This window comes from Paenibacillus sp. J22R160 (genome assembly GCF_059692135.1).
The window spans coordinates 113,685-137,061 of the sequence record NZ_JCAUAU010000014.1 but is presented as its reverse complement, the minus strand read 5'-3'; the positions used below and the strand labels follow the sequence as shown (position 1 = coordinate 137,061).

Annotated in this window: 22 protein-coding genes; 9 read left to right on the top strand and 13 right to left on the bottom strand. The window is 47.3% G+C overall.

Annotation, left to right across the window (positions count from 1 at the left end; genetic code table 11):
* Window positions 1-161 precede the first annotated feature (161 nt).
* From ilvC to ilvB, 3 genes are all read right to left on the bottom strand, one after another.
* On the bottom strand, window positions 162-1,154 hold the full coding sequence (gene ilvC / locus AC58UW_RS23665) for a ketol-acid reductoisomerase (RefSeq protein ID WP_497423043.1): 993 nt from the start codon (window positions 1,152-1,154) through the stop codon (window positions 162-164).
* A gap of 160 nt (window positions 1,155-1,314) precedes the next feature.
* Window positions 1,315-1,806 (bottom strand): acetolactate synthase small subunit, encoded by a 492-nt coding sequence (gene ilvN / locus AC58UW_RS23660; protein ID WP_145659093.1) that lies wholly within the window; start codon window positions 1,804-1,806, stop codon window positions 1,315-1,317.
* Entirely contained in the window at window positions 1,806-3,551 is a 1,746-nt protein-coding gene (gene ilvB, locus AC58UW_RS23655; RefSeq protein WP_497423042.1) for a biosynthetic-type acetolactate synthase large subunit, read from the bottom strand. The genes ilvN and ilvB overlap by 1 nt, the downstream gene beginning before the upstream one ends.
* A 517-nt stretch (window positions 3,552-4,068) precedes the next feature.
* Here ilvB and AC58UW_RS23650 point away from each other — a divergent pair.
* From AC58UW_RS23650 to AC58UW_RS23640, 3 genes are read left to right on the top strand one after another with little or no spacing between them, the layout of a single operon-like run.
* Complete coding sequence (locus tag AC58UW_RS23650) at window positions 4,069-5,589, top strand: spore germination protein (RefSeq protein ID WP_497423041.1); 1,521 nt, start codon at window positions 4,069-4,071, stop codon at window positions 5,587-5,589.
* Between the two features lie 24 nt (window positions 5,590-5,613).
* Window positions 5,614-6,837, top strand: a complete 1,224-nt coding sequence (locus AC58UW_RS23645) for a Ger(x)C family spore germination protein (protein WP_497423040.1) — start codon at window positions 5,614-5,616, stop codon at window positions 6,835-6,837.
* A 28-nt stretch (window positions 6,838-6,865) separates the two neighbouring features.
* Window positions 6,866-7,987 (top strand): GerAB/ArcD/ProY family transporter, encoded by a 1,122-nt coding sequence (locus AC58UW_RS23640; RefSeq protein WP_497423039.1) that lies wholly within the window; start codon window positions 6,866-6,868, stop codon window positions 7,985-7,987.
* A gap of 56 nt (window positions 7,988-8,043) precedes the next feature.
* Here AC58UW_RS23640 and rplT read toward each other — a convergent pair whose 3' ends face one another.
* The 4 genes from rplT to AC58UW_RS23620 all read right to left on the bottom strand — a co-directional run bounded on the left by rplT (window position 8,044) and on the right by AC58UW_RS23620 (window position 10,647).
* Window positions 8,044-8,403 carry a 50S ribosomal protein L20 gene (gene rplT, locus AC58UW_RS23635; protein WP_127455519.1) on the bottom strand — a complete coding sequence of 120 codons (360 nt, stop codon included), beginning with the start codon at window positions 8,401-8,403 and terminating at the stop codon, window positions 8,044-8,046.
* A gap of 48 nt (window positions 8,404-8,451) precedes the next feature.
* Window positions 8,452-8,655 carry a 50S ribosomal protein L35 gene (gene rpmI, locus AC58UW_RS23630; protein ID WP_497423038.1) on the bottom strand — a complete coding sequence of 68 codons (204 nt, stop codon included), beginning with the start codon at window positions 8,653-8,655 and terminating at the stop codon, window positions 8,452-8,454.
* Between the two features lie 30 nt (window positions 8,656-8,685).
* Complete coding sequence (gene infC, locus AC58UW_RS23625) at window positions 8,686-9,186, bottom strand: translation initiation factor IF-3 (RefSeq protein WP_497423037.1); 501 nt, start codon at window positions 9,184-9,186, stop codon at window positions 8,686-8,688.
* A 225-nt stretch (window positions 9,187-9,411) separates the two neighbouring features.
* Window positions 9,412-10,647, bottom strand: a complete 1,236-nt coding sequence (locus AC58UW_RS23620; RefSeq protein WP_497423036.1) for a glycosyltransferase family 2 protein — start codon at window positions 10,645-10,647, stop codon at window positions 9,412-9,414.
* 810 nt (window positions 10,648-11,457) lie between these two features.
* Between AC58UW_RS23620 and AC58UW_RS23615 the strand changes: the two genes are divergently transcribed.
* Both AC58UW_RS23615 and AC58UW_RS23610 read left to right on the top strand, forming a co-directional pair.
* On the top strand, window positions 11,458-11,985 hold the full coding sequence (locus AC58UW_RS23615) for a phosphatase PAP2 family protein (RefSeq protein ID WP_497423035.1): 528 nt from the start codon (window positions 11,458-11,460) through the stop codon (window positions 11,983-11,985).
* A gap of 5 nt (window positions 11,986-11,990) precedes the next feature.
* Window positions 11,991-13,118, top strand: coding sequence for an MGDG synthase family glycosyltransferase (locus tag AC58UW_RS23610; protein ID WP_497423034.1), 1,128 nt, complete (start codon window positions 11,991-11,993; stop codon window positions 13,116-13,118).
* Between the two features lie 68 nt (window positions 13,119-13,186).
* On the opposite strand, the gene trmB is transcribed toward AC58UW_RS23610, so the two are convergent.
* Both trmB and AC58UW_RS23600 read right to left on the bottom strand, forming a co-directional pair.
* A complete protein-coding gene (gene trmB, locus AC58UW_RS23605) occupies window positions 13,187-13,933 on the bottom strand; it encodes a tRNA (guanosine(46)-N7)-methyltransferase TrmB (RefSeq protein WP_497423033.1) in 747 nt (248 codons plus the stop codon).
* A 729-nt stretch (window positions 13,934-14,662) separates the two neighbouring features.
* Complete coding sequence (locus AC58UW_RS23600) at window positions 14,663-15,271, bottom strand: WGxxGxxG-CTERM domain-containing protein (protein ID WP_497423032.1); 609 nt, start codon at window positions 15,269-15,271, stop codon at window positions 14,663-14,665.
* Window positions 15,272-15,423: 152 nt separating this feature from the next.
* Here AC58UW_RS23600 and mnmL point away from each other — a divergent pair, with 152 nt between their 5' ends.
* From mnmL to AC58UW_RS23580, 4 genes are all read left to right on the top strand, one after another.
* Window positions 15,424-16,386: a tRNA modification radical SAM protein MnmL/YtqA gene (mnmL, locus tag AC58UW_RS23595; protein ID WP_497423031.1), complete on the top strand. Its 963-nt coding sequence runs from the start codon at window positions 15,424-15,426 to the stop codon at window positions 16,384-16,386.
* An 81-nt stretch (window positions 16,387-16,467) separates the two neighbouring features.
* Window positions 16,468-17,091: a c-type cytochrome gene (locus AC58UW_RS23590; RefSeq protein ID WP_497423030.1), complete on the top strand. Its 624-nt coding sequence runs from the start codon at window positions 16,468-16,470 to the stop codon at window positions 17,089-17,091.
* Between the two features lie 41 nt (window positions 17,092-17,132).
* Window positions 17,133-17,711, top strand: a complete 579-nt coding sequence (mnmM, locus tag AC58UW_RS23585; RefSeq protein ID WP_497423029.1) for a tRNA 5-(aminomethyl)-2-thiouridylate-methyltransferase MnmM — start codon at window positions 17,133-17,135, stop codon at window positions 17,709-17,711.
* Window positions 17,712-17,789: 78 nt separating this feature from the next.
* Window positions 17,790-18,755 carry a type I phosphomannose isomerase catalytic subunit gene (locus AC58UW_RS23580; protein ID WP_497423028.1) on the top strand — a complete coding sequence of 322 codons (966 nt, stop codon included), beginning with the start codon at window positions 17,790-17,792 and terminating at the stop codon, window positions 18,753-18,755.
* Window positions 18,756-18,850: 95 nt separating this feature from the next.
* Here AC58UW_RS23580 and AC58UW_RS23575 read toward each other — a convergent pair whose 3' ends face one another.
* The 4 genes from AC58UW_RS23575 to AC58UW_RS23560 all read right to left on the bottom strand — a co-directional run bounded on the left by AC58UW_RS23575 (window position 18,851) and on the right by AC58UW_RS23560 (window position 23,097).
* Entirely contained in the window at window positions 18,851-20,350 is a 1,500-nt protein-coding gene (locus tag AC58UW_RS23575) for an IMP dehydrogenase (protein ID WP_497423027.1), read from the bottom strand.
* 96 nt (window positions 20,351-20,446) lie between these two features.
* Window positions 20,447-20,869: a pyridoxamine 5'-phosphate oxidase family protein gene (locus AC58UW_RS23570; RefSeq protein WP_497423026.1), complete on the bottom strand. Its 423-nt coding sequence runs from the start codon at window positions 20,867-20,869 to the stop codon at window positions 20,447-20,449.
* Between the two features lie 141 nt (window positions 20,870-21,010).
* Window positions 21,011-22,774, bottom strand: a complete 1,764-nt coding sequence (locus AC58UW_RS23565; protein ID WP_497423025.1) for a B12-binding domain-containing radical SAM protein — start codon at window positions 22,772-22,774, stop codon at window positions 21,011-21,013.
* 98 nt (window positions 22,775-22,872) lie between these two features.
* Window positions 22,873-23,097, bottom strand: a complete 225-nt coding sequence (locus tag AC58UW_RS23560) for a hypothetical protein (RefSeq protein WP_497423024.1) — start codon at window positions 23,095-23,097, stop codon at window positions 22,873-22,875.
* Window positions 23,098-23,377 lie beyond the last annotated feature (280 nt).

Here is a 23,377-nt window from a genome sequence, read left to right as displayed (position 1 = left end):
CCGACAAACACTGAGCCCTCCACTGGGTTGTTCTTCGAAGTTTAAAAGGCACACTCGCCAATTTTTACTCGTCTAAATAGTATTCACAGGGAGTGACTGGGAAATTCTCCGCAATCACTCCCTGTGGGATGAATAACTATATGATTCAATTAAGCATTAAATTACTTTTTGATCCAGTGCATCATTTCGCGTAGTTCTGCACCAACAACCTCAATCGGGTGTTGAGCTTCGTTACGGCGAGTTGCGTTCATGAACGCGAAGTTGGATTGGTTTTCCAAGATGAAGTCGCGAGCGAATTTACCTTGTTGGATATCTGTAAGAACAGCTTTCATTTCTTTCTTCGTTTCAGCTGTGATGATGCGAGGTCCTGTTACATAGTCACCATACTCCGCTGTGTTGGAGATGGAGCTGCGCATGGAGGAGATTCCGCCTTCATACATCATGTCAACGATCAATTTCAACTCGTGCAAGCACTCGAAGTAAGCCATTTCAGGTGCATAACCAGCTTCAACCAATGTTTCGAAACCTGCTTTAACCAGTTCAGATGCACCGCCGCAAAGAACAGCTTGCTCACCGAACAAATCAGTTTCTGTTTCTTCACGGAAGGAAGTTTCGATAACCCCTGCGCGTGTACAGCCAATACCTTTTGCATAAGCAAGTCCGATTGCTTTTGCGTTGCCCGTAGCGTCTTTCTCGATCGCGATCAAACCAGGAACGCCGAAGCCTTCAACATAAGTACGACGTACCATGTGACCTGGAGATTTAGGAGCAACCAAGAATACATCTGTACCTTCAGGAGCTACGATTTGACCAAAATGGATGTTAAAGCCGTGGGAGAACATCAAAGCTGCGCCTTGTTTCATGTTCGGTTGAATGGACTCACGGAATACACGAGCTTGCGTTTCGTCCGGCATCAAGATTTGAATGACATCAGCGCGTGCTGCTGCTTCTTCAACAGATACAACTTCGAAACCGTCATTCTTTGCTGCGTTCCATGAACGGCCTTCACGAAGACCGATAATTACATTCAAACCGCTGTCACGCAAGTTTTGTGCTTGTGCGTGCCCTTGGGAACCATAACCAACAACCGCAATCGTTTTGCCTTTAAGTACCGCTAAGTCTGCATCTTTTTCATAGTAAGTAGTAACTGCCATTTCGTATAAATCCTCCTTTGATATGATGAATCCGTATTGTCTACCCCTTGAGTGGGTGTTTCAACGATGAACCCTGAACGACTAGCCTTTTAAAGCGCTAAAGAGTCTATCGCTCAAAGCCCCACTCAAGGAGGCTTTACCTACTTTTTCACATGACTGATTATTTAACTGAGCCCCGAATCATGGCCGTTGCTCCCGTACGAGACAGCTCACGGATACCATATGGACGAAGCAATTCTACCATAGCATCTATTTTATCTGAATCTCCGACAACTTGCACGATAATTGAAGCTGGACCAATATCGACAACCGCGGCACGGAATGTTTCAACAATTCCGAGAATTTCAGGACGCATGATCGGTTCAGCATTTACTTTGATAAGTGCTAATTCTCTAGCTACCATCGGGTTGGAGCTGAGGTCGACGACTTTGATGACGTCAATCAGCTTGTACAGCTGCTTGGAAATTTGCTCCAAGGTGCTGTCATCCCCCGTTGTTACAATAACCATCCGGGAAAGTCCGAGTTCTTCGGACTCCCCTACAGTAATACTTTCAATATTAAAGCCTCTGCGTCCAAACAAACCGGATACTCGCTGCAGAACACCAGGCTGATTGTTTACGAGTACGGAAACTGTATGTTTAGTTGTCGTCATCATTCCGAATCCCCCATTAACATGTCGCTAATTGTATCGCCCGCTTTAACCATTGGGAACACGTTCTCTCCTTTTGGTACGACGAAATCAATCAAGACCGGTCCAGGTGTATCAAGCGCTTCCTGCCAAGCTTTTCTTGCTTCTTCCTTCGTCGTGGCACGCAGACCTTTTACCCCGTAAGCTTCAGCAAGCTTCACGAAATCCGGGCTGCCTGCCAAATCGATATGGCTGTAGCGGTTATTATAAATGATTTCTTGCCATTGACGAACCATGCCGAGCACTTGGTTATTCAGAATAACAATTTTCACCGGAATGTTATTAATCGCACAGATCGCTAGCTCTTGCGCGCACATTTGAACGCCGCCGTCACCATTGATGGAAACAACCAATTTATCCGGGTTCCCCATTTGCGCGCCGATCGCGGAAGGGAAACCAAAGCCCATCGTACCAAGTCCACCGGACGTTACCAGGGAGCGAGGGTTTTTGAACTTGTAGAACTGAGCAGCCCACATTTGGTGCTGACCAACGTCAGTTGTAACGATCGCTTCGCCTTTTGTTGTTTCGCTGATCATTTCAACAACGTATTGCGGCTTCAATTCTATTTCTGTATCACCGTATTTCAGAGGGAACTTCTCTTTGTTTGCTTGAACTTCAGCAATCCATGCTTCGCTTTTCGCAGGCTTAGCTTTAAGATTGGCTAAAGCCAGAACAGCTTTCACATCGCCAACGCACGGGATATCCGTTTTTACGTTCTTGCCGATTTCCGCAGGATCTACATCGATGTGCGCAATTGTTTTCACTCTAGGTGCAAAACCGTTCAAGTTCATCGTCACACGGTCATCAAATCTCGAACCGATGGAAATCAGGAGGTCCGCATTCTGAATGGCTGTGTTCGCCGTGTACGTTCCGTGCATCCCTGGCATACCGAGCCATAGCTCGTGCGCACTTGGGAACCCGCTGAGTCCGAGCAGTGTAGTTGCCACCGGAATTTGTGTAGCATTCACGAACTCGATCAGCTCTTTGGAAGCGTCTGAGTAGACAACGCCGCCACCAGCGATGATCACTGGACGTTCTGCTTCTTCGATTGCTTTCAGCAATTTATCAACTTGCAGCTTGTTAGGCTGAACTGTCGGGTTGTAGCCGCGGATGTTTACATCCGATACCGGCTTAAATATCGTTTTATGAGCGGAGACATCCTTTGGTATGTCAATGAGAACCGGACCTTTACGACCTGAGTTCGCAATATGGAACGCTTCATGAATGATGCGCGGCAGATCTTCTACATCACGAACCAAGTAGCTGTGTTTCGTAATCGGCATCGTAATCCCCGTAATATCTGCCTCTTGGAAAGCATCCGTACCGATGAAGTTCGTTGCAACGTTCCCTGTAATAACAACGAGCGGAACAGAATCCATGTAGGCGGTAGCTATCCCAGTGACGAGATTCGTAGCCCCCGGCCCTGATGTAGCGATACATACGCCAACCTTGCCTGTGGAACGTGCATATCCATCGGCAGCGTGAATGGCTCCTTGCTCATGTCTTGTCAGTAGGTGGTTAAAATCGGAAAAGCCATGCATCGCATCGTAGATGTACAGAACAGCGCCGCCCGGATATCCAAAGACGCAGTCCACACCCTCCAGCAATAAGCTTCTTAGCAAAATTTCAGATCCTGTGATCAGGTCTGGCTTCATCAGCTTGTCAATCAGTTCTTCTTTTGACCTCTTTGGTTCAGTTTGAACATTCATTGTGATCCTCCTCTCAAAAAATAAGTCCCTGTTATGCATCGAGCTTTCTTAGACAATAAGAAAAACCCCTGTCCATCCCGCACACGCACGTAACGTGTTAAACGGGACGAAAGGGGTTTAAGCTTCCGTGGTACCACCCAAATTTGCTACATGCCTCACAGCATACAGCCTTAGCAGGTATGTTCGTATAGAACAATACCCTCAGCACTATAACGTGTGCTTTTCCGATTCTCCCTAGTGCTTACAGACAATGCTATAAGTCTTCAGGAAAACAGCTCCGAGGTGACTTCGTACGTAAGGGATTAAGGCGATGGTTTCAGCAAGCCCAACGCTCTCTGCGCATAAGTGCCCTTATGACTTCTTCCTCTTCATAGCCGATTTATTCGTGAACACCATCCGTTAAGATGATATTAGAGATTATTATATGCATCCCCGGAGCATTAGTCAATAGCATATCGAATAAAACAAACGAAAGTGAGGGAATATACTACCAATTCAGGAAATGAGGGCTTCGCTGATGACATCTTCTCTGAAACCCGCTATCCCTTTATCGACGGATTTGCATACGAATATATCGACGCTGAAAGAAGCTCTTGGCGATTCTCCAGATGTCATTACTCGCCTACTCGATATGCAGGTTACTCAGGATCAACTCTCCGTTGCATTAATCTATATAGATGGGCTTGTCCAATCAGAATCTATACATAAGCACCTCATTGAGCCCTTATTAAATGTTCAGGCAACTGAGCAGACAAGCGAGCAATATTGTGGAGTTCACGAAATCCTGCAGCAAACCCTTTCCGTTGGCGAGCTATATGAAGCCAAATATGATAATGAGCTGCTGAATGCCATTTTGGAGGGCAGCACAGCTATTCTAATCGATGGATTCGACGAGGCTTTTATTGCCAGCACGAACGGCTGGGAGAAGCGAGCGATTGAAGAACCACAATCGCAAACTGTGATTAGGGGACCGAAGGAGAGCTTTACGGAGGACATTCGAACGAATTTGACCCTGCTGCGCAGAAAAATCAAGTCGCCTGATCTTCGCTTTGAAAGCATGAAGATTGGCCGCTACACCAGGACCGAGATCATCCTAACCTACCTGCAGGGCGTCGCCAATGAAATGGTACTGAATGAAGCGCGCAGACGGCTTAAACTCATTGATACGGACAGCATTCTGGAGAGCGCGTATATCGAGGAATTCATCGAGGATAAAGGCTATACGCCTTTTCCCACCATGTTGAACACCGAACGGCCTGACACAGCAGCAGCGGGTTTACTTGAAGGGCAAATTGTCATTTTGGTCGACGGAACTCCATTCGCTTTATTGGCTCCCGTGACGTTCTTCAAGTTTCTGCAATCAAGTGAGGACTACTATCAGCGGTATGATATCGCTTCCTTCGTGCGTCTTATTCGGTACGCATCTTTCTTCGTCTCCATGCTGCTTCCGTCTCTCTATATCGCTATTACCACTTTTCACCAAGAGATGCTGCCTACAACACTGCTCATCAGCCTTGCCGCCCAACGGGAAGGCGTGCCTTTCCCTGCGCTTGTGGAAGCGTTCCTGATGGAGATCACGTTCGAGGTGCTGCGTGAAGCAGGGGTGAGGATGCCCCGCGTTGTCGGACCCGCCATCTCCATTGTAGGCGCACTTGTTCTCGGACAAGCTGCCGTGCAAGCCGGGCTCGTATCCGCAGCGATGGTTATCGTTGTGTCCTTTACAGCCATTTCCAATTTCGTCACACCCGCGATTAACTTGGCAGTAGCAGCAAGACTGATCCGCTTCATGCTTATGCTTTTAGCCGGATTGCTGGGACTGTTCGGGATTCTATTCGGCTGTATGTTCATCCTTATTCACATGTGTTCACTTAAATCGTTCGGCCTGCCTTATATGGCGCCGATTTCTCCTTTTATTCCATCCAATGTGAAGGATATCTTCATCCGGCTTCCATGGTGGAAATTAATCACGAGGCCGTTAGTGCTAACCAAGAATGTTTACAGACAGCGTCCTACGGCAAAAAATCAAAAGAAAAAATAACTGCGCACGGAGGAGACTGGATGCATGCAAACCAAGCGCCGAGTGGTATTGACAAGCCTAATCTCTTTCGTTATTTGCTGCTTGTGCACGAGCTGCTGGGATCGGACTGAATTAAATAAGATCGCCATCACCTCAGCAACCGCCATAGATTGGGAGGATGATCACTGGAAAGTCTCTTATCAAGTGGTCATCCCACAATCCATCTCCAACGCAGGTGGAACAGCGATCCAGCAGGCTCCTGTATTGGTGTTCTCTACAAACGGGGATTCCATCCAATCCGCCGTTCAAAGAGCCAGCTTAGAGATGCCTCGAACGATGTTCTTCGCTCATAACCGGGTCGTCGTCATTGGCGAAAGCGCAGCTCGCAAAGGCATTTCTCCCATCATTGACGTTTATTTAAGAAGCGCGAGCTCCAGGGAAACCGTAAGCTTGCTCGTGAGCAGAGACGAGGGACGAAGAATTCTAGAGCAAATTTTACCCCTTGAAAAAATCCCAGGCGCAGCCTTGAGAAACATGGTGCTCAACGAGGACAAGACCGATGGCAACCTCAAGCAAGTCATGCTCTATCAGCTCGCGATGGGGATGGCTAATGATTCTGGCTATTCGACCATACCTGAAGTATTTATCTCAGGCGAAGGTGCCGAATCGACTTCGATCGAAAATTTAAAGAGCACAAATTTCAATACGAAGCTCAAAATGGGACGCATCGGGGTTTTTCAAAAAGATAAGCTAATCGGCTGGTTGAACGGGCATGAAGGCTACGGACTCAGCTGGATTAAAGGAGACATCAGTCAATCTATCTTATTTTTCGGATGCTCGGAGAAAAGTGAGCGGTCTCACTCCGCCATACGCATTACCAAGGCTTCAACCAAGCTAACCCCTGTTAATATCCAAGGAAAATGGGTCATCAAGGCTGCGGTAAAAGCCAGCGGACAGCTGCTTGAAAACGGGTGCAAGATCGATGCCTCAAAACCCGAAGGCAGTCGTGAAATGGAGCAACTCATCGGACATACCATCTCCGAGCTTATGTTAATTTCCTTGCATAAAACCCAAAGCATGAAAGCAGATGTATTGGGTTTTGCAGGCCTCATTCATAGGAAAGATCCGAAAGCCTGGGAGAAGTTAAAGCCAGACTGGGAAGAATATTTTGCCCAAATACAGATGGAGTCCTCTTTTCAAATCGAGATTGAGAACATCGGCATGAACAGCAAGTCCATGAAGCAGCTTATTGATAGTAACAGTCAATAAAGGCATTCGGAAGAAGGAGTCTAACTGCATGGAACGAATCAGCAACTACCAAATTGCCGTTATGATTATTCTTTTCCAAATCGGCAGTACGCCTTTATTTGCCATTGGCAGCAAAGCAAAGCAGGATTCATGGCTTGCTATGATCGTCGCGGCAATCGTTGGCTTACTTCTGCTATGGATGTTCCTCTATATCCAAAGCATCGCGCCTAATCAATCTCTCATCGTCTTAATGCGCATCTGCTTCGGCAAAATAGCAGGCGGCATGCTGAGCTGCTGCTTTCTTATTTACTTTGCTTATGAATCCATGAGAAACGTACGAGACTTCGGCGAAATCACGAGCGTAACGCTGCTCACTCGAACGCCTAAATTTGTCGTCATGCTGCTCGTCATCCTGCTCGCCGCCTACATGATTATTATGGGGATTGAAACCTTTTGCCGCGTTGCCGAAAGCTTAATACTGCCCGTGCTTTTCAGCTATGGCGTCCTTTGCCTCCTCATTTTCGGCTCCAAATTAGTCAACATTGAACGTATTCAACCTATTATGGAAAAAGGTTTCAAGCCAATTATACAGGCGGCCTTTCCCGATCTGGTCTCTTTCCCCTTTGGCCAAATGGTCGTATTTCTGATGTTTTGGCACCTCATGGCAGATAAAAACAAAGTGAAGAGTATCAGTGTTTTCACCTATCTTGGGGTAGCAGTATTCCTCGTTGGGATGAATATGATGAATGTGTTGGTGCTAGGTCCTTCCTTGATTGGCAACAGTACTCTGCCCTTTTTGCAGACCGTGCAGCTCATTCAGGTTGGCGATATTTTTGAACGATTGGATGTCTTCGTCACCCTGCTGCTATTTCTCGGCCTATTCGTTAAACTAACCGCGTTCTTCTGGGCAGCCGCTTATGGGGTTTCCCAGCTTACGGGCTGCAGAGCCAAGCTCTCTATTTGCTTTGTCGGCGCTGTGATTTTCGCATCTTCCTTTCTTGAGCCTAACTACACCTATCACATCTGGTTAGGTCTAGCGGTGAGCGTTAAGCTGTTCCCCATTTTTCAAATTCTGCTTCCACTCGCCATGCTCATCGCCATTTTACTCCGCAAACTGAAGAAAAACCCGCCTTCGGAAGACACCCAAACCCCCAGCGAGAATGCGTGTTAAAATAAAAAAAAGCTTGCCCCCTTTGCGGGACAAGCTTCCTGAACGCGAAGCGAAGCTTACGCGTTTACTTTTGCTTTTGCAGCTGTTGCCAAATCGTTGAACGCTTTAGCATCGTTTACAGCCAAATCAGCCAAGATTTTGCGGTTGATGTCGATACCAGCCAATTTAAGGCCGTGCATCAATTTGCTGTAGCTCAAGCCGTTTTGACGAGCGCCTGCATTGATACGAGTAATCCACAGTCTGCGGAAATTACGTTTCGTTTGGCGACGGTCACGGTAAGCATACACTAAAGATTTCATTACTTGCTCTTTAGCTGTTTTAAATAAACGATGTTTGGAACCGAAATAACCTTTTGCCAATTTCAAAATTTTCTTACGACGGTGAGCGCGAATAAATCCGCCCTTGACTCTTGCCATTGTTAACTACCTCCTGGGATGTATAAATAATGTTCGAATTTTAAAAGATTAACCTTTAATTAGTGTCAACTGTTGTTTCAAACGACGTACATCGCCAGGAGCCATAACTGGGTTCGTGGACAAAACGCGTTTTTGCTTGGATGATTTACCGGAAAGCAAGTGGTTCTTACCTTGTTTGTATCTCATCACTTTACCTGAGCCAGTAATCTTGAAACGGCCTTTCAGGCTGCTGTGTGTTTTCATTTTCGGCATGGTGTTGTTCCTCCTAATTTAGTATACCGCTTAGGTTGTTACCTTCGGCGTTAAGATCATGATCATGCTTCTTCCCTCAAGCTTAGGAGCGCGCTCCTGTGAGGAAATGTCGGCTGTTTCAGTAGCCAGACGTTCAAGCACTCTGCGACCAATTTCCGAGTGCGCTATTTCGCGCCCGCGGAACCTGACGCTGGCTTTCACTTTATCGCCCTCGCCAAGGAATTTAACCGCATTGCGAAGCTTCGTTTGGAAGTCATGCTCATCGATTGTCGCGCTTAAGCGAATCTCTTTGATATCCACGATCTTCTGGTTCTTACGAGCTTCTTTCTCTTTCTTCTGTGTTTCATAACGGAATTTACCGTAATCCATAATGCGGCATACCGGCGGTTTCGCCGTTGGTGCCACGTTTACCAAATCCAAGTTCGCGTCTTGTGCGATTTGAAGAGCTTCGCGAATCGGCGTAATGCCGAGTTGTTCTCCGTCCGCCCCGATTAGGCGTACTTCCTTCACACGAATCTCATCATTAATCATATGGTCTTTGCTAATAGTGTTCCACCTCCAAAAAGTATGTACCTCTATCCAATATAAAAAAGATGTGGGCGCGCAGTGGCCCACATCTTCATCAATAACAGGTTTAAGCAACCTATTGAGCATTCATGATGATTCATTCAAACCAGCCAACAATGTAGTCGGTCAGGTGAGAAGCGGGCGCCTCTGCTTTTACTTGAAGTATAATATCATCTCGGTGAAGAAAAGTCAACTCACTTGTTTACTTTTCATTTCATCCAGGCGAATGACGCGTGTATGCTCGGTGTGGCTCCATTGCTTGTTGTTTTGCGTAAAGAACGCATAGAACGTAATTGGCCACCACGAAACCATAAACACAGGGTATAAAATTAAATATTTATAAACTTTGCGTGGCGCCTTCTCAATGATCATGGAGAGTGGCAGCAGCACGAAAATGGCGAAACTCACGGTGTTAAAGAAGACCGGATTGATATCGGCAAGCATGGGGGTTTCCGACCAGCCCGGCGTTACGGATTTGATCCAAAGCAGCACAGTGATAATCGCTCCGAAGAAAAAGTTATATACGTTAGCGGAGTAAATAGCCGCGTCAATCTTCGTCCAGCTGCCTTCTTTGATCCCTTGCCACAATAGCGGGAAGAAGTAACGCTTAGCCACATCAAAATGCCCTTGCATCCAGCGCAGACGCTGTTTGGCAGACGCTTTGAACGTAAGCGGCTTCTCATCGTAAACAAAAGCTTCGTAATTGTAAGTCGGTCTAATTCCCATCTTGATACAACGCATCGAGAACTCCAAGTCCTCAACTAGGCTAGTAGCTCCCCAACCAATCTGCTTTAGCAGCTTGGACTCAAAACACATGCCCGTACCGCCCAAATAGTTGGCAAGGCCCAAGTTCGTGCGGGGCATCTGCCAGAAACGGTTTGCAAAGTAGTACGAAATTGCATAGGATCCTGTAACCCAGGAATCATTCGGATTCTTGCTATCTAAGTAAGCCTGAATCACTCTAGAGCCGGAACAAAGATCATTGTTCATGTGAAGCAGGTAGTCCGGGCTAGCAAGATTGTCGGCATCGAACATGACAACCGCGTCATACTGACGCTCGCGCTTCCAAAGCTCTTTCAGCATCCATTCAATCGCATAACCCTTACCTCTTAAGTTAGGGTTATGACGCTCCATGGCATAAACGCCATGACTGCGTGTAATTGCAGCTGTGTTATCCGTACAGTTATCACAAATCACGAAGATGTCATAGAGCTCTTTGGGGTAATCCAAAGACTTCAGATTCTCGATCAATGCGCCAACGACTTGCTCCTCGTTATGAGCTGCGACCAGAACAGCAAACGATTTTTGCGGTGCAAATTTCTGTTTGTTTCTTGGACGGTACCATCCGAAGAAGGTTAAAAAAAACTGATACGCACCGACGAGCGCCAAGCCAATCTGAAACGTAAGCACAATCTTGTCAAGCATGAAGCAAAGTCCCCCTTTTTGTTTATGCACACAAGCTATCTTTTTATACGCATAGTGCGCAATTATGTACAGGTGAATTAACCGTTCTTGATTTTCCTCTCTTTCCCCCTGTTTGTCAAAGTCTACAAAAACCGAAAAATAGCCAGTTCTCGGAGATTTAAGGGGAACGGACACAAACTTTGCAGCATGTGCTTGAAATCAGATCGTTAAAGTCCTGTTTTCAACGTTTTTCATTTTATTGTGTACAAAAAGTTCACCATTTAGACCAACCAGCAACCCCTCATGTGTTTCGGGTTTATTATAAGTCACCCGAGCTTCCCCTGACAACTTTTGCCGGGTCCGATCCAATAACGGCACCTGGAACAGATTCCGAGGTATCCTTCATAACATTCGCCGGACTTTCACGCAGAGAGTCCGTCATCCGAAAATCTCATTCAAGAGGACCATCTCATCAGACTTACAGCATAACGGACTCCTTAGCATCGATGCCATACGACCTAAGCACTGACTTTCTTTCGGGCATTTTCAACCTGAACCGCGCTGTATCGACAGCTTATATTAATAATCCTAAATTGAAAGGGTTTTCAAAATGACTGATCTAGGCACATTGGATCGGGATATCTCTTCGACATTTAGGGTAAAATAAAAGGAATACTCTACCATTATTTCCATGAATACTCCTTTTTACCCGATAATAAAAATGTAAACGCATTTTTCTAAAAATTTATTACTGCGTTAATCTCCCTTTAATAAATGTTCTTTATAATTTGAAATAGCAGATATCTCAAGTTTCGAAGGAGGCTACTACTCATGAGCAGAGTCGTGAACTGGCTTCAGCATCATGAAACACGCATGTTCCACTTTGTGAATCAACGTATTCAGCACTTCTTCCTCGATCATTTCTTTTCTAGAATTACGCATTTAGGAGGAGCGACGGCGACGATCTTCCTTTCACTTTGCTGCGCCTTGTTTGGGCAAGGAGCACTGCAAACAGCTGGTATTCAAGCTCTCATAGCCCTAACAATCAGTCACATACCGGTTGCTATCATTAAAAAGAAATATCCACGGCTCCGGCCTTATCTGGTTCATCCCCAGACGATCACATACAAAAATCCATTAACGGATCATTCCTTTCCGTCTGGACATACAACTGCTATTTTCTCGATCATCATTCCGTTCATTGCAGCCATGCCTATTCTTGGTATGATCCTTCTGCCGCTTGCGCTCATCGTTGGTCTATCACGTATCTACCTAGGGCTGCATTATCCATCCGATTGTTTCGTTGGTAGTTTGATCGGCACGGCAGCATCTCTAACAACTGTAGCTTTATGGGGGTAAAATGAATGGATGCTGTGCAGGGTAAAAAGCGGGTTCTCATCCTCTCTGAAGGTTTCGGAGCAGGTCATACTCAAGCAGCCTATGCGCTCGCTGTAAGCTTAGAAAAGCGATGCACAACGATTGAAACACGTGTATTAGAACTGGGGTCTTTCCTGCATCCGACAATTGCGCCTTGGATTATCCAGGCTTACAAAAAGACGCTGACCACAAGTCCTAAGCTTTACGGTCGGTTATACCGCTCTCAGTACAAGAAATCGTTAAACCGGTTAACGCAATTAGCGCTGCACCGCATTTTTTACGCACAGACGGCGGAGATTATCCAGAGCTGGGCTCCTCAAGCCATCGTCTGCACACACCCATTTCCCAGCGTCGTCGTGTCACGGCTCAAAAGAGCCGGTCTTACCATTCCGCTCTGCACCGTCATCACGGATTATGATGTGCACGGGACATGGGTCAGCCGTGAAGTGAATAAATATATGGTTTCGACAGAGGATGTCAAAAACAAACTGCTTGGACGAGGCATCCCTGCGGCCCAGGTCGAAATCACAGGAATTCCTGTCCATCCCAGCTTCCGCGTCGCGCACGATAAAGCGATAATTAGGCAGCAATTCCAGTTAGCCGCGATGCCTACAGTGCTCGTAATGGGCGGCGGTTGGGGCTTAATCGGGGGCGATTCGCTCAGCGAGCATCTCATTGCATGGAGAGACCGAGTGCAGTTCATCTTTTGCCTAGGAAATAATGCCAAAATATTAACCAAACTCGCTGCGGACGAACGTTATCAGCATCCAAACATCCGCTTGCTTGGATTTACGCCAGATATTGACAAATTAATGGAGGTTTCGGACTTACTGGTTACCAAGCCAGGTGGAATGACCTGTTCCGAGGGTCTTGCTAAGTCCATTCCGATGCTGTTCTATGATCCGATCCCAGGACAAGAGGAAGAGAACGTGCTCTATTTTACCGAGCAAGGCTTCGGTGAACCCATCCGATCCGCCGATACAATCTCGAGCTGGTTGACGATGCTCGTTAGCCGATATACGGACGTCCAGGCCAGACGCGTTTGGAATTACAGGCAACGCATGAATACGCCTTCAGCTGATTGTTCGGAGGTCATTCTCCAAGTGATGGGTTAACAGTCGGTTAAACGCAAAAAAGGCTTCCTCTTCTGCCAGCAGAAGTAGGAAAGCCTTTTTTTATGCGTTTATTCTGCTTTTGCCTTACTCAATTGATCGAGATGAGCAGCAAGAACGTCCTGACCAATCACAACTTCACAACGGTGAATGTTCATGCCTTTTGTCGCGAATTTCGTTTCGTATTCCGTCATGACATGATCCGGATGAAACCCTTCAGCATGCAGATTCAGAGAAATATTACGCATTCTTAAGCCCATATCGGCAAAAGAATTCAGCGAGAATTCGAAGAGCGATTGCGAATCGGTTTTCAAATGAATCTCGCCGTTCGCATTCAGAATTTGCTGATATTTGGCAACAAAGCCCGGATGCGTCAAACGTCTGCGGGCATGCTTTTTCTTCGGCCATGGATCACTGAAATTCAGATAAACCCGCTCCAGCTCTCCTTCAGCAAAAGCTTCTTCAATATGTTCAATATTGAACAGCATCAGTTTCAAATTCGGGATGTTCGTCGCCAACTCTGATTCTTCTGAATCTGTTTCTTCCTCGGTATTAATCTCATGAGCGAGCTTCGCTTTCTCACTAGCTTTGCGAATCAGCTCATCATACATATCCACGCCAATGAAATTAATATCGGGATATTTCTTACTCATCTCACTGATGAAGCGCCCTTTCCCCATTCCAAGCTCAGCATGAATTGGGTTATTATTGCCAAACAGCTCGGCCCATTTGCCTTTATAATCTTTGGCATTGAGAATAACGAGCTCCTTCTGGCGTTCTATATCTTCTCGAATTCCTTTTCTTCCCCGTAACCGCATCTATTATTTGCCTCCTACACGTACAAGCTATCGAATACAAATCATAGACCATTCTTGGGAAAAAATCAAAGGGATACATTCGGATCGGCATATTTCACGCCGCTGCTTAGCGCCTGAGCTTCCCTCACAGTAAGCTCAGGCGGACAAGGTATCTGATGAAAAAGTAGTTATCATGATTATCTCATCTTTTCAGCATTTTAATAGTAGTTTTGGTTTGGAAAGATATCTTTATGAATGGCAAATCATGAGAAAAAACACAAAAAAGCTTAGTTAAATTGATGTTTCCGGGCGTTGCCGTCAGCGGCCTTGTAACATTTCCTAATATTTAGCTACTCGGGCTTGAGGGATAAGGAATATAAGGAATATGTTGCAACAGCGTGCTATATTGTATTTTGTGCAATCATTTGGCTGTAATTGAGCCTCAGCATGCCTCTATCTTGTACTTTATACAACGATTTAAGCACTAAACTGCTCACAGCTCACCTTTTTACAACAAATGGTTGTATTTTGTGCAATGAAAGACTGCATTCGCAGTCAGAACACGCCATTATGTTGTATAAAATACAACGTATGCCCTCGACCTTACTGCCGAGCCGCCACTTCGTCACCTCATCCACCGTCTCACCAAACCGATTAATCACATTGTAACGGGAAATAGTGCTGCCAATGCTTCGCATCCCCCAAAACATGTAAAGAAAAAACGCCCTCCGTTAGGAAGGCGCTCATTAGTTACTTATAGCTCTCGTCTCTCCGTTTATTGCCTCCCCTTAATCCAGCCAAACCTATTAAACCTACTAAACCAAGCCATCCCCAATCCATACTGTTGTCGGTAGCTGTGGTCGCATAAGCGCGATATGATGACGTATCATAATTGCCGCGATTCGTTCCCGCTGTACCGGTCGTACTCATCCGATCCATCATATTGTTGCCATAACCGTTAATTTGGCCTAAGACGCCAGTGCCCGTACTTTTCCCCGTATACGTATTAGTGGTTGTTCCATCTGCCCCGTACCTACCAGTGTTGTAGTTGCTTGGACTAGTAGTTGTAGTTGGAGCAACCGGACTTGTAATCGGAGTTGTAACTCCATTATACGTATTCGTATTGGTCATCGTCCCCGTTCCGTTCATTAAGCCTGTCCCCGCGCTAGTCCCCGTCACAGCGTCGTAATTACTGCCTGTATAGCCCGATGTTGTCGTAGTCCCCGTCCCCATTGTCCCTGAAGTACCCGTGTGAGCGTTCATAGTCGGTGTACTCATATTTGCGTGCGCCCCAACTGCCCCAAAGCTCAATGCTGTCGTTAAAGCTACCGCCAATGTCACTGTACGAAACTTTTTCACTTTTTCATTTCCCCTCTCGGCATATGATCGTCATGCAAAGTTATCATGCTCTGATAAGCCCTCTTTTAACGGGGAAGTTGGTGGAAAGGCAGGGGTCGCTTTCATGTTTATTTTTCGCTACAATAAGGGGGAAGGAAGGGAGTTCTAATCTGATGTCTACAATCATACAAGAATCGCCTCAGCTCTGGGGAGATAAACGTTTCCATACATGGAATTATGAAATGCGCGAAGCGTTCGGAGGCAAAGTGTTTAAAGTCATGCTGGACGCTGGCTTCACTTGTCCGAATCGCGATGGCAATATTGCAACTGGCGGGTGCACATTTTGCAGTGCGAGAGGCTCTGGCGATTTTGCCGGAAGCCGCCGCGACGATCTCGTTACGCAATTTAACAAGATCAGAGATCTGCAGCATCAGAAATGGCCGGAAGCCCAATATATCGGCTATTTTCAAGCCTATACGAATACGTATGCACCCGTGGAGCAGCTGCGCGAGTATTATGAAGTCATTTTACAGCAGCCAGGCGTAGTAGGGTTATCCATTGCTACGCGGCCCGATTGCTTGCCGGATGATGTTATCGAATATTTGGCTGAGCTGAACCAACGAACTTATCTTTGGGTCGAAATGGGCCTACAAACCGTGCATGAATCAACGTCTCAGCTTATCAACCGCGCACATGACACTCAGTGCTATTTGGATGCCGTGGCCAAGCTTAGGAAGCATAATATCCGTACGTGTGCGCACATTATTTACGGATTGCCTGGGGAAACCCATGAAATGATGCTAGACACCGGCAGAGCTGTCGCTCAAATGGATGTACAGGGCATCAAAATTCATTTGCTTCATTTAATGCGTAAAACGCCTATGGTGAAACAATATGAAGCCGGACTGCTCGAATTTCTTGAAAAAGATGAGTATGTGAAGCTCATTGTCGATACGCTTGAGTTTCTGCCGCCGGAAATGATCGTTCATCGATTAACTGGAGATGCTCCACGCGATTTGCTGATTGGGCCGATGTGGAGCCTTAAAAAGTGGGAAGTGCTTAATAGCTTCGACAAGCTATTAACAGAACGAAATACATGGCAAGGCAAATATTGGAAAGGTAAAGCCAACAAATAAATAACGGCCAGATCAAACCCATTTCGATTTCGAACCGTTTCCTATTATATAGTGAGAGCTTATATAAAGGAGATGGGTGCAATGAAGAAAAGGGTTGGAGCAGCTTTTGTTGGATTCATGTTAGTCATGTCAGGATGCGGAGCGGCGCCCCAAACGGCGGCGCCAGTTTCTGTAGCGCCGTCACCATCCGCGGCGGCGAGTGCCACGCCTGCGCCTGCCGCGCAGACGGCGACACCAACAGCCGCGGCTACGCCAGCGGCAGCTACAACAACGCCGGCTACGCCAGTGCCGGCGGTAAGCAGTACGCCGCAGCCAAGCGCAGCGGCTGCAACACCTAGCGCAGCGGCACCAACCGCTGCGCCGCCACCGGCGTCGGCTACGGCGAAGCCGACGCCGGTGCCTACCCCGACGCCCGCGCCTGCGAGCGCGGCGCCTACCCCATCCGCGAAGCCGCAGGCTACGGATGCCGGTGTTACGACAGCGGCGCAGGCGCAAGCGCTGTTCAAGGACAACTGCATGGCCTGCCATGGGGCTGGCCTTGAAGGGGACTTCGGGCCGAACCTGACGAAGGTCGGTTCGCGTAAAACCAAAGATGAGATTGTGCAGCAAATCAACAAGGGCAGTGGCGATATGCCACCTTTCCAAAAAGCGTTAAAGGCCGAAGAAATCGAAGCGCTGGCCACCTGGCTGGCCGCCAAAAAATAACTGTCGCTCACAAGCACAATCAGCATGGAGGCTTTCTTCGTATGGGTTTTGTTTCTGTTTTGGGCTTTGCTCATCAACTAATCGGCCAGCGTGTTCAACCAGGCGATACCGCCATTGACGCGACACTCGGCAACGGCGTAGACACCGTCTTCCTTGCGAAGCAGGTGGGGCGCCGCGGCCGTGTGTACGGCTTCGATATCCAGCAGCAAGCGCTGGATCAAACCAAGATGCGTCTGGAGAAGGATCTTCCAGACGCATCTTCTTCTGTGCACATGAGCTTATGCAGCCATGAGCTCATGGAAACAGTAGTGCCGGATGACCGCCATGGCAAGGTAGCCGCGGTCACATTCAACCTCGGCTACCTGCCTGGCGCCGATTCGGCAACGATCACTAAGCAGGAATCGACCCTTCCTGCTCTGGAAGCCGCGCTCCGCCTGCTTCGCAAAGGCGGAATTGTCACCATCGTGCTGTACAGCGGGCACAATGGCGGCTCCGAAGAAGCGACTGCCGTCGAAGCTTGGGCACAGCAGCTCCCGCTCTCAGCTTATCAGGTGCTGCGCTATCAATTTATGAATACTAGTACGCATGCCCCCTATCTCTTGGCTCTAGAAAAAAGATAGACCCATGGTATAATGCTACATAGGTAGTAGATTTACTATTTTTACTACTTATTAAATACATAGAGAGTAGGGATAGCAGTGAAATCATACCCGCTACAATTTCAACCTGAGATGAAAGAACGTGTCTGGGGAGGCAGAGCCCTGGAGAAGTTTGGATTTCAGTTGCCGGAAGGCGCGATTGGCGAAGGCTGGATGATCGGCGACCACCCGAACGGAACAACGAAAGTTATTAACGGAGAACTTGAAGGCCTTGGTTTGGATGAAATCCGCGAGAAATACGGTAAAACGTTATTCGGCACCAAAGGCTTTTCCGAAAAAAACGGACGTTTCCCACTCCTGATTAAACTTTTGGATTGTGAAGACGATCTGTCCGTTCAAGTTCACCCCAATGATCACTATCACAATTTGGCCGCGGGAGAACTAGGCAAAACCGAAATGTGGTACATCCTAGATGCCAAGCCCGGTGCCAAAATTATATATGGCATGAAGGAAGGCGTTACACGCGAAAGCTTAGCGCAAGCCATTAGCGAGAATCGTATCTTGGACTGCCTGCAAGAAGTTCCTGTAGAAGCAGGTGATTCCTTCTATATCCCTGCCGGAACTGTTCATGCACTAGGTGCTGGCGTATTGGTAGCAGAAATTCAGCAAAACTCAGATACGACTTATCGTCTGTATGACTATAACCGTCCTGGATTGGATGGCAAGCCGCGCGATCTTCATATTGAAGATTCACTGAATGTCATTGCCTATGAAGGCTCAGGCTCCACGCGCATGAAAACAAACCTAACCGAAACCGGCACTTGGTTGACGCTGGCTGAATCTCCTTTTTTCATCGTCGAAAAAGGGGTAGTAGGGCCCAAGTGGGAGCTTAGCACATCGCCTGAGAGCTTCGTGATCCTCGTCATTGCTGAAGGAAATGGAGCGCTTCAATGGGAAGATGGCAGCATCTCCACCAAGCCAGGCGATTGCTTCTTGCTTCCAGCCAATCTGGGCAGCTATGCGCTTGAAGGCAGCATGACGGTAATTCGCAGCTACTTGCCTTAATCATTTAAGCGTACGCGCTCTATTACCTACAAAAAAACGCTCCAACCGACATCAATGCGATGCGGCGGAGCGCTTTTTATTTTATAAGTACCCGTCTATTCTTCCGACAAGGAGCTTTCTTTTAAGATAACGTCATGAGCGCCGCCCTCTACTAAGCTGGTTGCTGAAACAAGAGCAATTCTCGCTTTGCTTTTCAGCTCATCCAAGCTAAGCGATCCGCAGTTGCACATGGTGGATTTAATTTTGCCAAGTGTCTTGTCCAGGTTCTCCTGCAGGCTTCCTGCATAAGGCACGTAGGAATCAACGCCTTCTTCGAATAAAAGCTTGCTTTTGCCGCCTGTATCGTAACGCTGCCAGTTGCGGGCACGGTTGGAGCCTTCCCCCCAGTACTCTTTCACAAAGTTGTTGCCTACCTTCAGCTTTCTCGTTGGACTTTCATCGAAACGGGCGAAATATCTGCCCAGCATCACGAAATCCGCGCCCATCGCTAAGGCTAGAGTAATGTGGTAGTCATGCACGATACCACCATCGGAACAGATCGGAATGTAAGTCCCTGTTTCTCTGAAATACTCGTCCCTGGCTTCGACAACTTCCATGATGGCGGACGCTTGGCCGCGGCCGATCCCTTTTTGTTCCCGTGTGATACAAATCGAACCGCCACCGATTCCTACTTTCACGAAATCCGCGCCTGACTCTACGAGGTACAGGAAACCTTCCCGGTCGACAACGTTACCAGCCCCGATTTTCACATTGAAATTTTCTTTCACATACTGAACCGTTTCGCGCTGATATTCGCTGTAACCATCAGAGGAATCGATGACCAGAATGTCTACTCCCGCATCAACGAGAGCAGGAACTCTTTCTTTATAATCCTTGGTATTGATTCCTGCACCAACAATATAACTTTTGTTCGCATCAAGAAGCTCCATCGGATTTTCTTTGTGCTCATCGTAATCCTTGCGGAAAACAAGCGTTTCGAGCTTCAACTCTTCATCGACAATGGGCAAACAGTTGAGCTTGTGATCCCAAATTAAATTGTTCGCTTCTGATAGGGAAATACCCGATTTTCCGTAAATCAGCTTATCAAAAGGTGTCATAAATTCAAAAATCGGACGATCCAGTGGATCACGGCTTTTCCGGTAATCGCGACCTGTGACAATACCTAGCAGCACACCATTAGCTGTACCGTCATCAGTAATCGCTACTGTGGAATGGCCAGTCTCTTCTTTCAATGCCAGCACATCGCTTAATGTATGATCGGGCTTCAAGTTAGAACGGCTTACAACGAAGCCAGCCTTATACCCTTTCACTTTCCGTACCATTTGTGCTTCCTCTTCGATCGACTGCGAGCCAAAAATAAATGAAATCCCGCCACAACGCGCCAAAGCAATCGCCATTCCATGATCGGATACGGCTTGCATGACAGCAGATGAAAACGGGATATTGAGCGAGATGGCAGGCTCCTCGCCTTTATTGAATTTGACAAGCGGTGTTTTGAGCTTTACATTCGCCGGCGTACAAGCCTTCGTTGTAAGGTTAGGAATTAACAGAAACTCGCTGAATGTGCGGGACGGTTCTAAGTAATACGTAGCCACTTTACAATTTCCTCCTCATCGATCCATAGGTAAATTTTTTCAATCGTATCATTGAACCTTACCTGTGGTCAATGGTTTTTTCAGGAAAACATTGATTTAGCCCTTCCAAATCTGCGGTTCAGCCTCTCCGTTCCTATATTCCATGTAAGAAGGCGTTATGTCGAGGACGACGTAATTAGGATCCTGAGGGCCATCAAACCACTTTGCCATTTCTTCTGTCCATAGTTTTTCGCGCAGCGCATTGTCCTTGCTTATCGTCGCTGTCGCTTGAATCTGCAAAATGTCAGAGGACTTAATCCCATCATACCCGACCAAGATATGGACATTGGGATTGTCCTTCACCTCATCCACTTTATCCGTCTTCCGATTCGTGGCCAAATACAGGGTCAGCCCTTCATGATGCAGCGCCATATAGCGGACTTTGGGCTTCGTTCCTTCAATCGTAGCAAACGAGCAGATTTGATTTGTGTCTAGAACCTTTTCAATCTGTTCTTCCAGTTCATTCTTCGTTTCGATCATGCAGCAAATCTCCTTTCATCTTAGAGGCCATGTAGTAAGCAGCTTGTGGGTCAACTCCCCTAGATTACCCTGAAAAGGTACGTTTTTATGCGAAAAAAAGCCCCGCTCCCATCATCTTGACGATGGGCGTGGGGCTTACTTTTATACAATCGCAGTCTGGTGCTTCGGCATGCTGTAGCAGCTAGCCGGAAGCTGGGCATCCGGCGGAAAGTGTACGATAAGCAGCTCATGGCTGGAGGTATCAATCTCTCCGGTTTGCAGATACGTCTGCAAAGCGAATGGCAGCACCTCAAGCATCGCATGCTTGTGGAGATCTTTCTCATTGATGCGAAGAAGCTGAAAGTCGCCGCTTGCTAGCTCTGGCCGCTCAGCCAAAAGCTTGAGGTAAGCGTTCTGCTCGGACTTCTCCAGTGTGAAATCCCACCAGATTTTACGCGGCTTATACTTATGACCCAGGAAATAATCCAGCTTCATGAGACCTTCGATCACTGGCATATTCTTCGCTTCACGTTGAAGGAGGAACTCGCGCAAGCGGGTAAATAGGTCCTCGAGCTGATGCCCGATTTTCTGCCAGCCGCGGCCTTCCCAGAAGTCTCCGAATTCTTGGAAGAAGTCAAATGCCGACTCGAATTCATGAGCAATCAAATATTTGACCGTATGGTCCATGCGGTGCGCATTCCAATATTTCTCGAGCACATCCTCAACCCGCTTGATACGAATCAAATCGGTAAAAGGGAGGATGTCATTCCCGAGGATCTCATACGGCGCATGATCCATATACACGTAGCCATACTTATGCGCGTCTTTGCGCATCCCGGTGCCCCGCAGCATTTTGAGGAAACCAAGCTGCAGCTCTTCCGGACCTAGCTCGAATACATCATTAAACGTCTTGCGGAATGAATGGTAGTCCTCTTCCGGCAGACCCGCGATTAGATCGAGATGCTGATCGATTTTGAAGCTGTTTTTCACCTTGGAGACGGTTCGGCTCAGCTTCATGAAGTTTTGTCTTCGCTGCACCAGCTCATTCGTGGTGTCATTCGTCGACTGTACGCCGATTTCAAAACGGAACGTGCCCGGCGGCGCATTTTCAGCCAAATAATCAAGAACCTCCGGTCGCATAATGTCCGCCGTAATCTCGAATTGGAACACGACGCCGCGGTGATTGGCGATTAAAAACTCAAAAATTTCCATCGCGTAGTCACGTTTGATGTTAAAAGTCCGGTCAACGAACTTGATCAACTTCGCGCCAGAATCAATTAAATACAAAAGGTCCGACTTCGTCCGTTCCATATCAAAGTAGCGTACGCCCACTTCAATACTGGAGAGACAGAATTGGCAAGAGAACGGGCAGCCGCGGCTCGTTTCGAAATACACGACGCGATTAGCCAAGCTTGGCAAGTCTTCGGTAAACCGGTGCGGAGACGGGATATCGTCGAGCTTGAGCTTCGGTCTGCCCGGCATCAGCACGACTTCTTCGCCTTTGCGGTACGCAAGCCCGTACACGAAGTGATATTTGCGCGTTGTCGAAATTTCAGTCAGCAATTGGTGGAAGGTCTCTTCGCCTTCACCCATAACGATAAAATCGACTTCTGGAATGCGTTCCATCCAGTAGTCCGTATCGTAAGATACCTCAGGACCGCCGAGCACGATGAGAATCTCAGGCCTGATTTTCTTAATCATTTTAATAATATGAATCGTTTCTTCAATGTTCCAAATGTAACAGGAAAAGCCCAGCACGTCCGGCGCCTTCTGGTACAGGTCGGAGACAACGTTCATCACTGGGTCTTTGATCGTATATTCGGTAATTTCAACATCAAAATCCTTTTCGCAGAACGCTTTCAAATAGCGCAGCGCCAAGGATGTATGAATGAATTTGGCATTCAGTGTCGTTACTAGTACTTTCATTGTAAAAAGACCTCGTTCTATTCTCGTTTATCGTACTCTCTAATTCTACACGAAAACCGAGGAAATACAAAGGAGCGAAGTAAGTCGCGCTTTGTAAGTTACAGCACCATATCATCATCCAGCTGCGGATTTTCATAGGGAAACTGTAAGTATGAGGCTTCTTCGATGGCATTTTTCCATCTTTCGGCATGAGCGTGCAGCTGCTGCTCGACGTCTTGAATCCTTAGCTGCAGATCGCTGGTGCTCTCCGCCGTTCCGCTTTGCAGCGCCTGCTGCAGGGACGTGCGTTCTTCAAACCACTGCGCTAGTTGATATAAAAGCATAGGGAATTCCCGCCCTTTCTCACCCATTGGGGTATAAAGTAGGTAAGTGTAAGTATTCCCGATGTGTGGGGGCGGCATACTGTGATGTAAAACATCGTCTGATGGGGCAGCGGCTCGTTACTAACCTCCGCCTGCCTATGCGAGCAGCCCGATTACCAGTAATTTTTCCTTCTATTTCAGCTGAGGCGGATAACCGGAGCGTCCCATAGGAACTGTGAAACTAAGCGTAAGGACCACTTGTAATTAACGCCGATTACTCCTGCTATTCCCCAGAATCCGA

Excerpts from the sequence above, each read along its gene's own strand:
- AC58UW_RS23565 (WP_497423025.1), bottom strand. The coding sequence starts at position 22,774 with ATGAAAGTACTAGTAACGACACTGAATGCCAAATTCATTCATACATCC.
- AC58UW_RS23650 (WP_497423041.1), top strand. The coding sequence starts at position 4,069 with ATGACATCTTCTCTGAAACCCGCTATCCCTTTATCGACGGATTTGCAT.
- mnmL (WP_497423031.1), top strand. The coding sequence starts at position 15,424 with ATGTCTACAATCATACAAGAATCGCCTCAGCTCTGGGGAGATAAACGT.
- AC58UW_RS23615 (WP_497423035.1), top strand. The coding sequence starts at position 11,458 with ATGAGCAGAGTCGTGAACTGGCTTCAGCATCATGAAACACGCATGTTC.
- ilvN (WP_145659093.1), bottom strand. The coding sequence starts at position 1,806 with ATGACGACAACTAAACATACAGTTTCCGTACTCGTAAACAATCAGCCT.
- mnmM (WP_497423029.1), top strand. The coding sequence starts at position 17,133 with ATGGGTTTTGTTTCTGTTTTGGGCTTTGCTCATCAACTAATCGGCCAG.
- ilvB (WP_497423042.1), bottom strand. The coding sequence starts at position 3,551 with ATGAATGTTCAAACTGAACCAAAGAGGTCAAAAGAAGAACTGATTGAC.
- AC58UW_RS23570 (WP_497423026.1), bottom strand. The coding sequence starts at position 20,869 with ATGATCGAAACGAAGAATGAACTGGAAGAACAGATTGAAAAGGTTCTA.
- AC58UW_RS23610 (WP_497423034.1), top strand. The coding sequence starts at position 11,991 with ATGGATGCTGTGCAGGGTAAAAAGCGGGTTCTCATCCTCTCTGAAGGT.
- AC58UW_RS23590 (WP_497423030.1), top strand. The coding sequence starts at position 16,468 with ATGAAGAAAAGGGTTGGAGCAGCTTTTGTTGGATTCATGTTAGTCATG.
- AC58UW_RS23645 (WP_497423040.1), top strand. The coding sequence starts at position 5,614 with ATGCAAACCAAGCGCCGAGTGGTATTGACAAGCCTAATCTCTTTCGTT.
- rplT (WP_127455519.1), bottom strand. The coding sequence starts at position 8,403 with ATGGCAAGAGTCAAGGGCGGATTTATTCGCGCTCACCGTCGTAAGAAA.
- rpmI (WP_497423038.1), bottom strand. The coding sequence starts at position 8,655 with ATGCCGAAAATGAAAACACACAGCAGCCTGAAAGGCCGTTTCAAGATT.
- AC58UW_RS23640 (WP_497423039.1), top strand. The coding sequence starts at position 6,866 with ATGGAACGAATCAGCAACTACCAAATTGCCGTTATGATTATTCTTTTC.
- AC58UW_RS23560 (WP_497423024.1), bottom strand. The coding sequence starts at position 23,097 with ATGCTTTTATATCAACTAGCGCAGTGGTTTGAAGAACGCACGTCCCTG.
- AC58UW_RS23620 (WP_497423036.1), bottom strand. The coding sequence starts at position 10,647 with ATGCTTGACAAGATTGTGCTTACGTTTCAGATTGGCTTGGCGCTCGTC.
- trmB (WP_497423033.1), bottom strand. The coding sequence starts at position 13,933 with ATGCGGTTACGGGGAAGAAAAGGAATTCGAGAAGATATAGAACGCCAG.
- infC (WP_497423037.1), bottom strand. The coding sequence starts at position 9,186 with ATGATTAATGATGAGATTCGTGTGAAGGAAGTACGCCTAATCGGGGCG.
- ilvC (WP_497423043.1), bottom strand. The coding sequence starts at position 1,154 with ATGGCAGTTACTACTTACTATGAAAAAGATGCAGACTTAGCGGTACTT.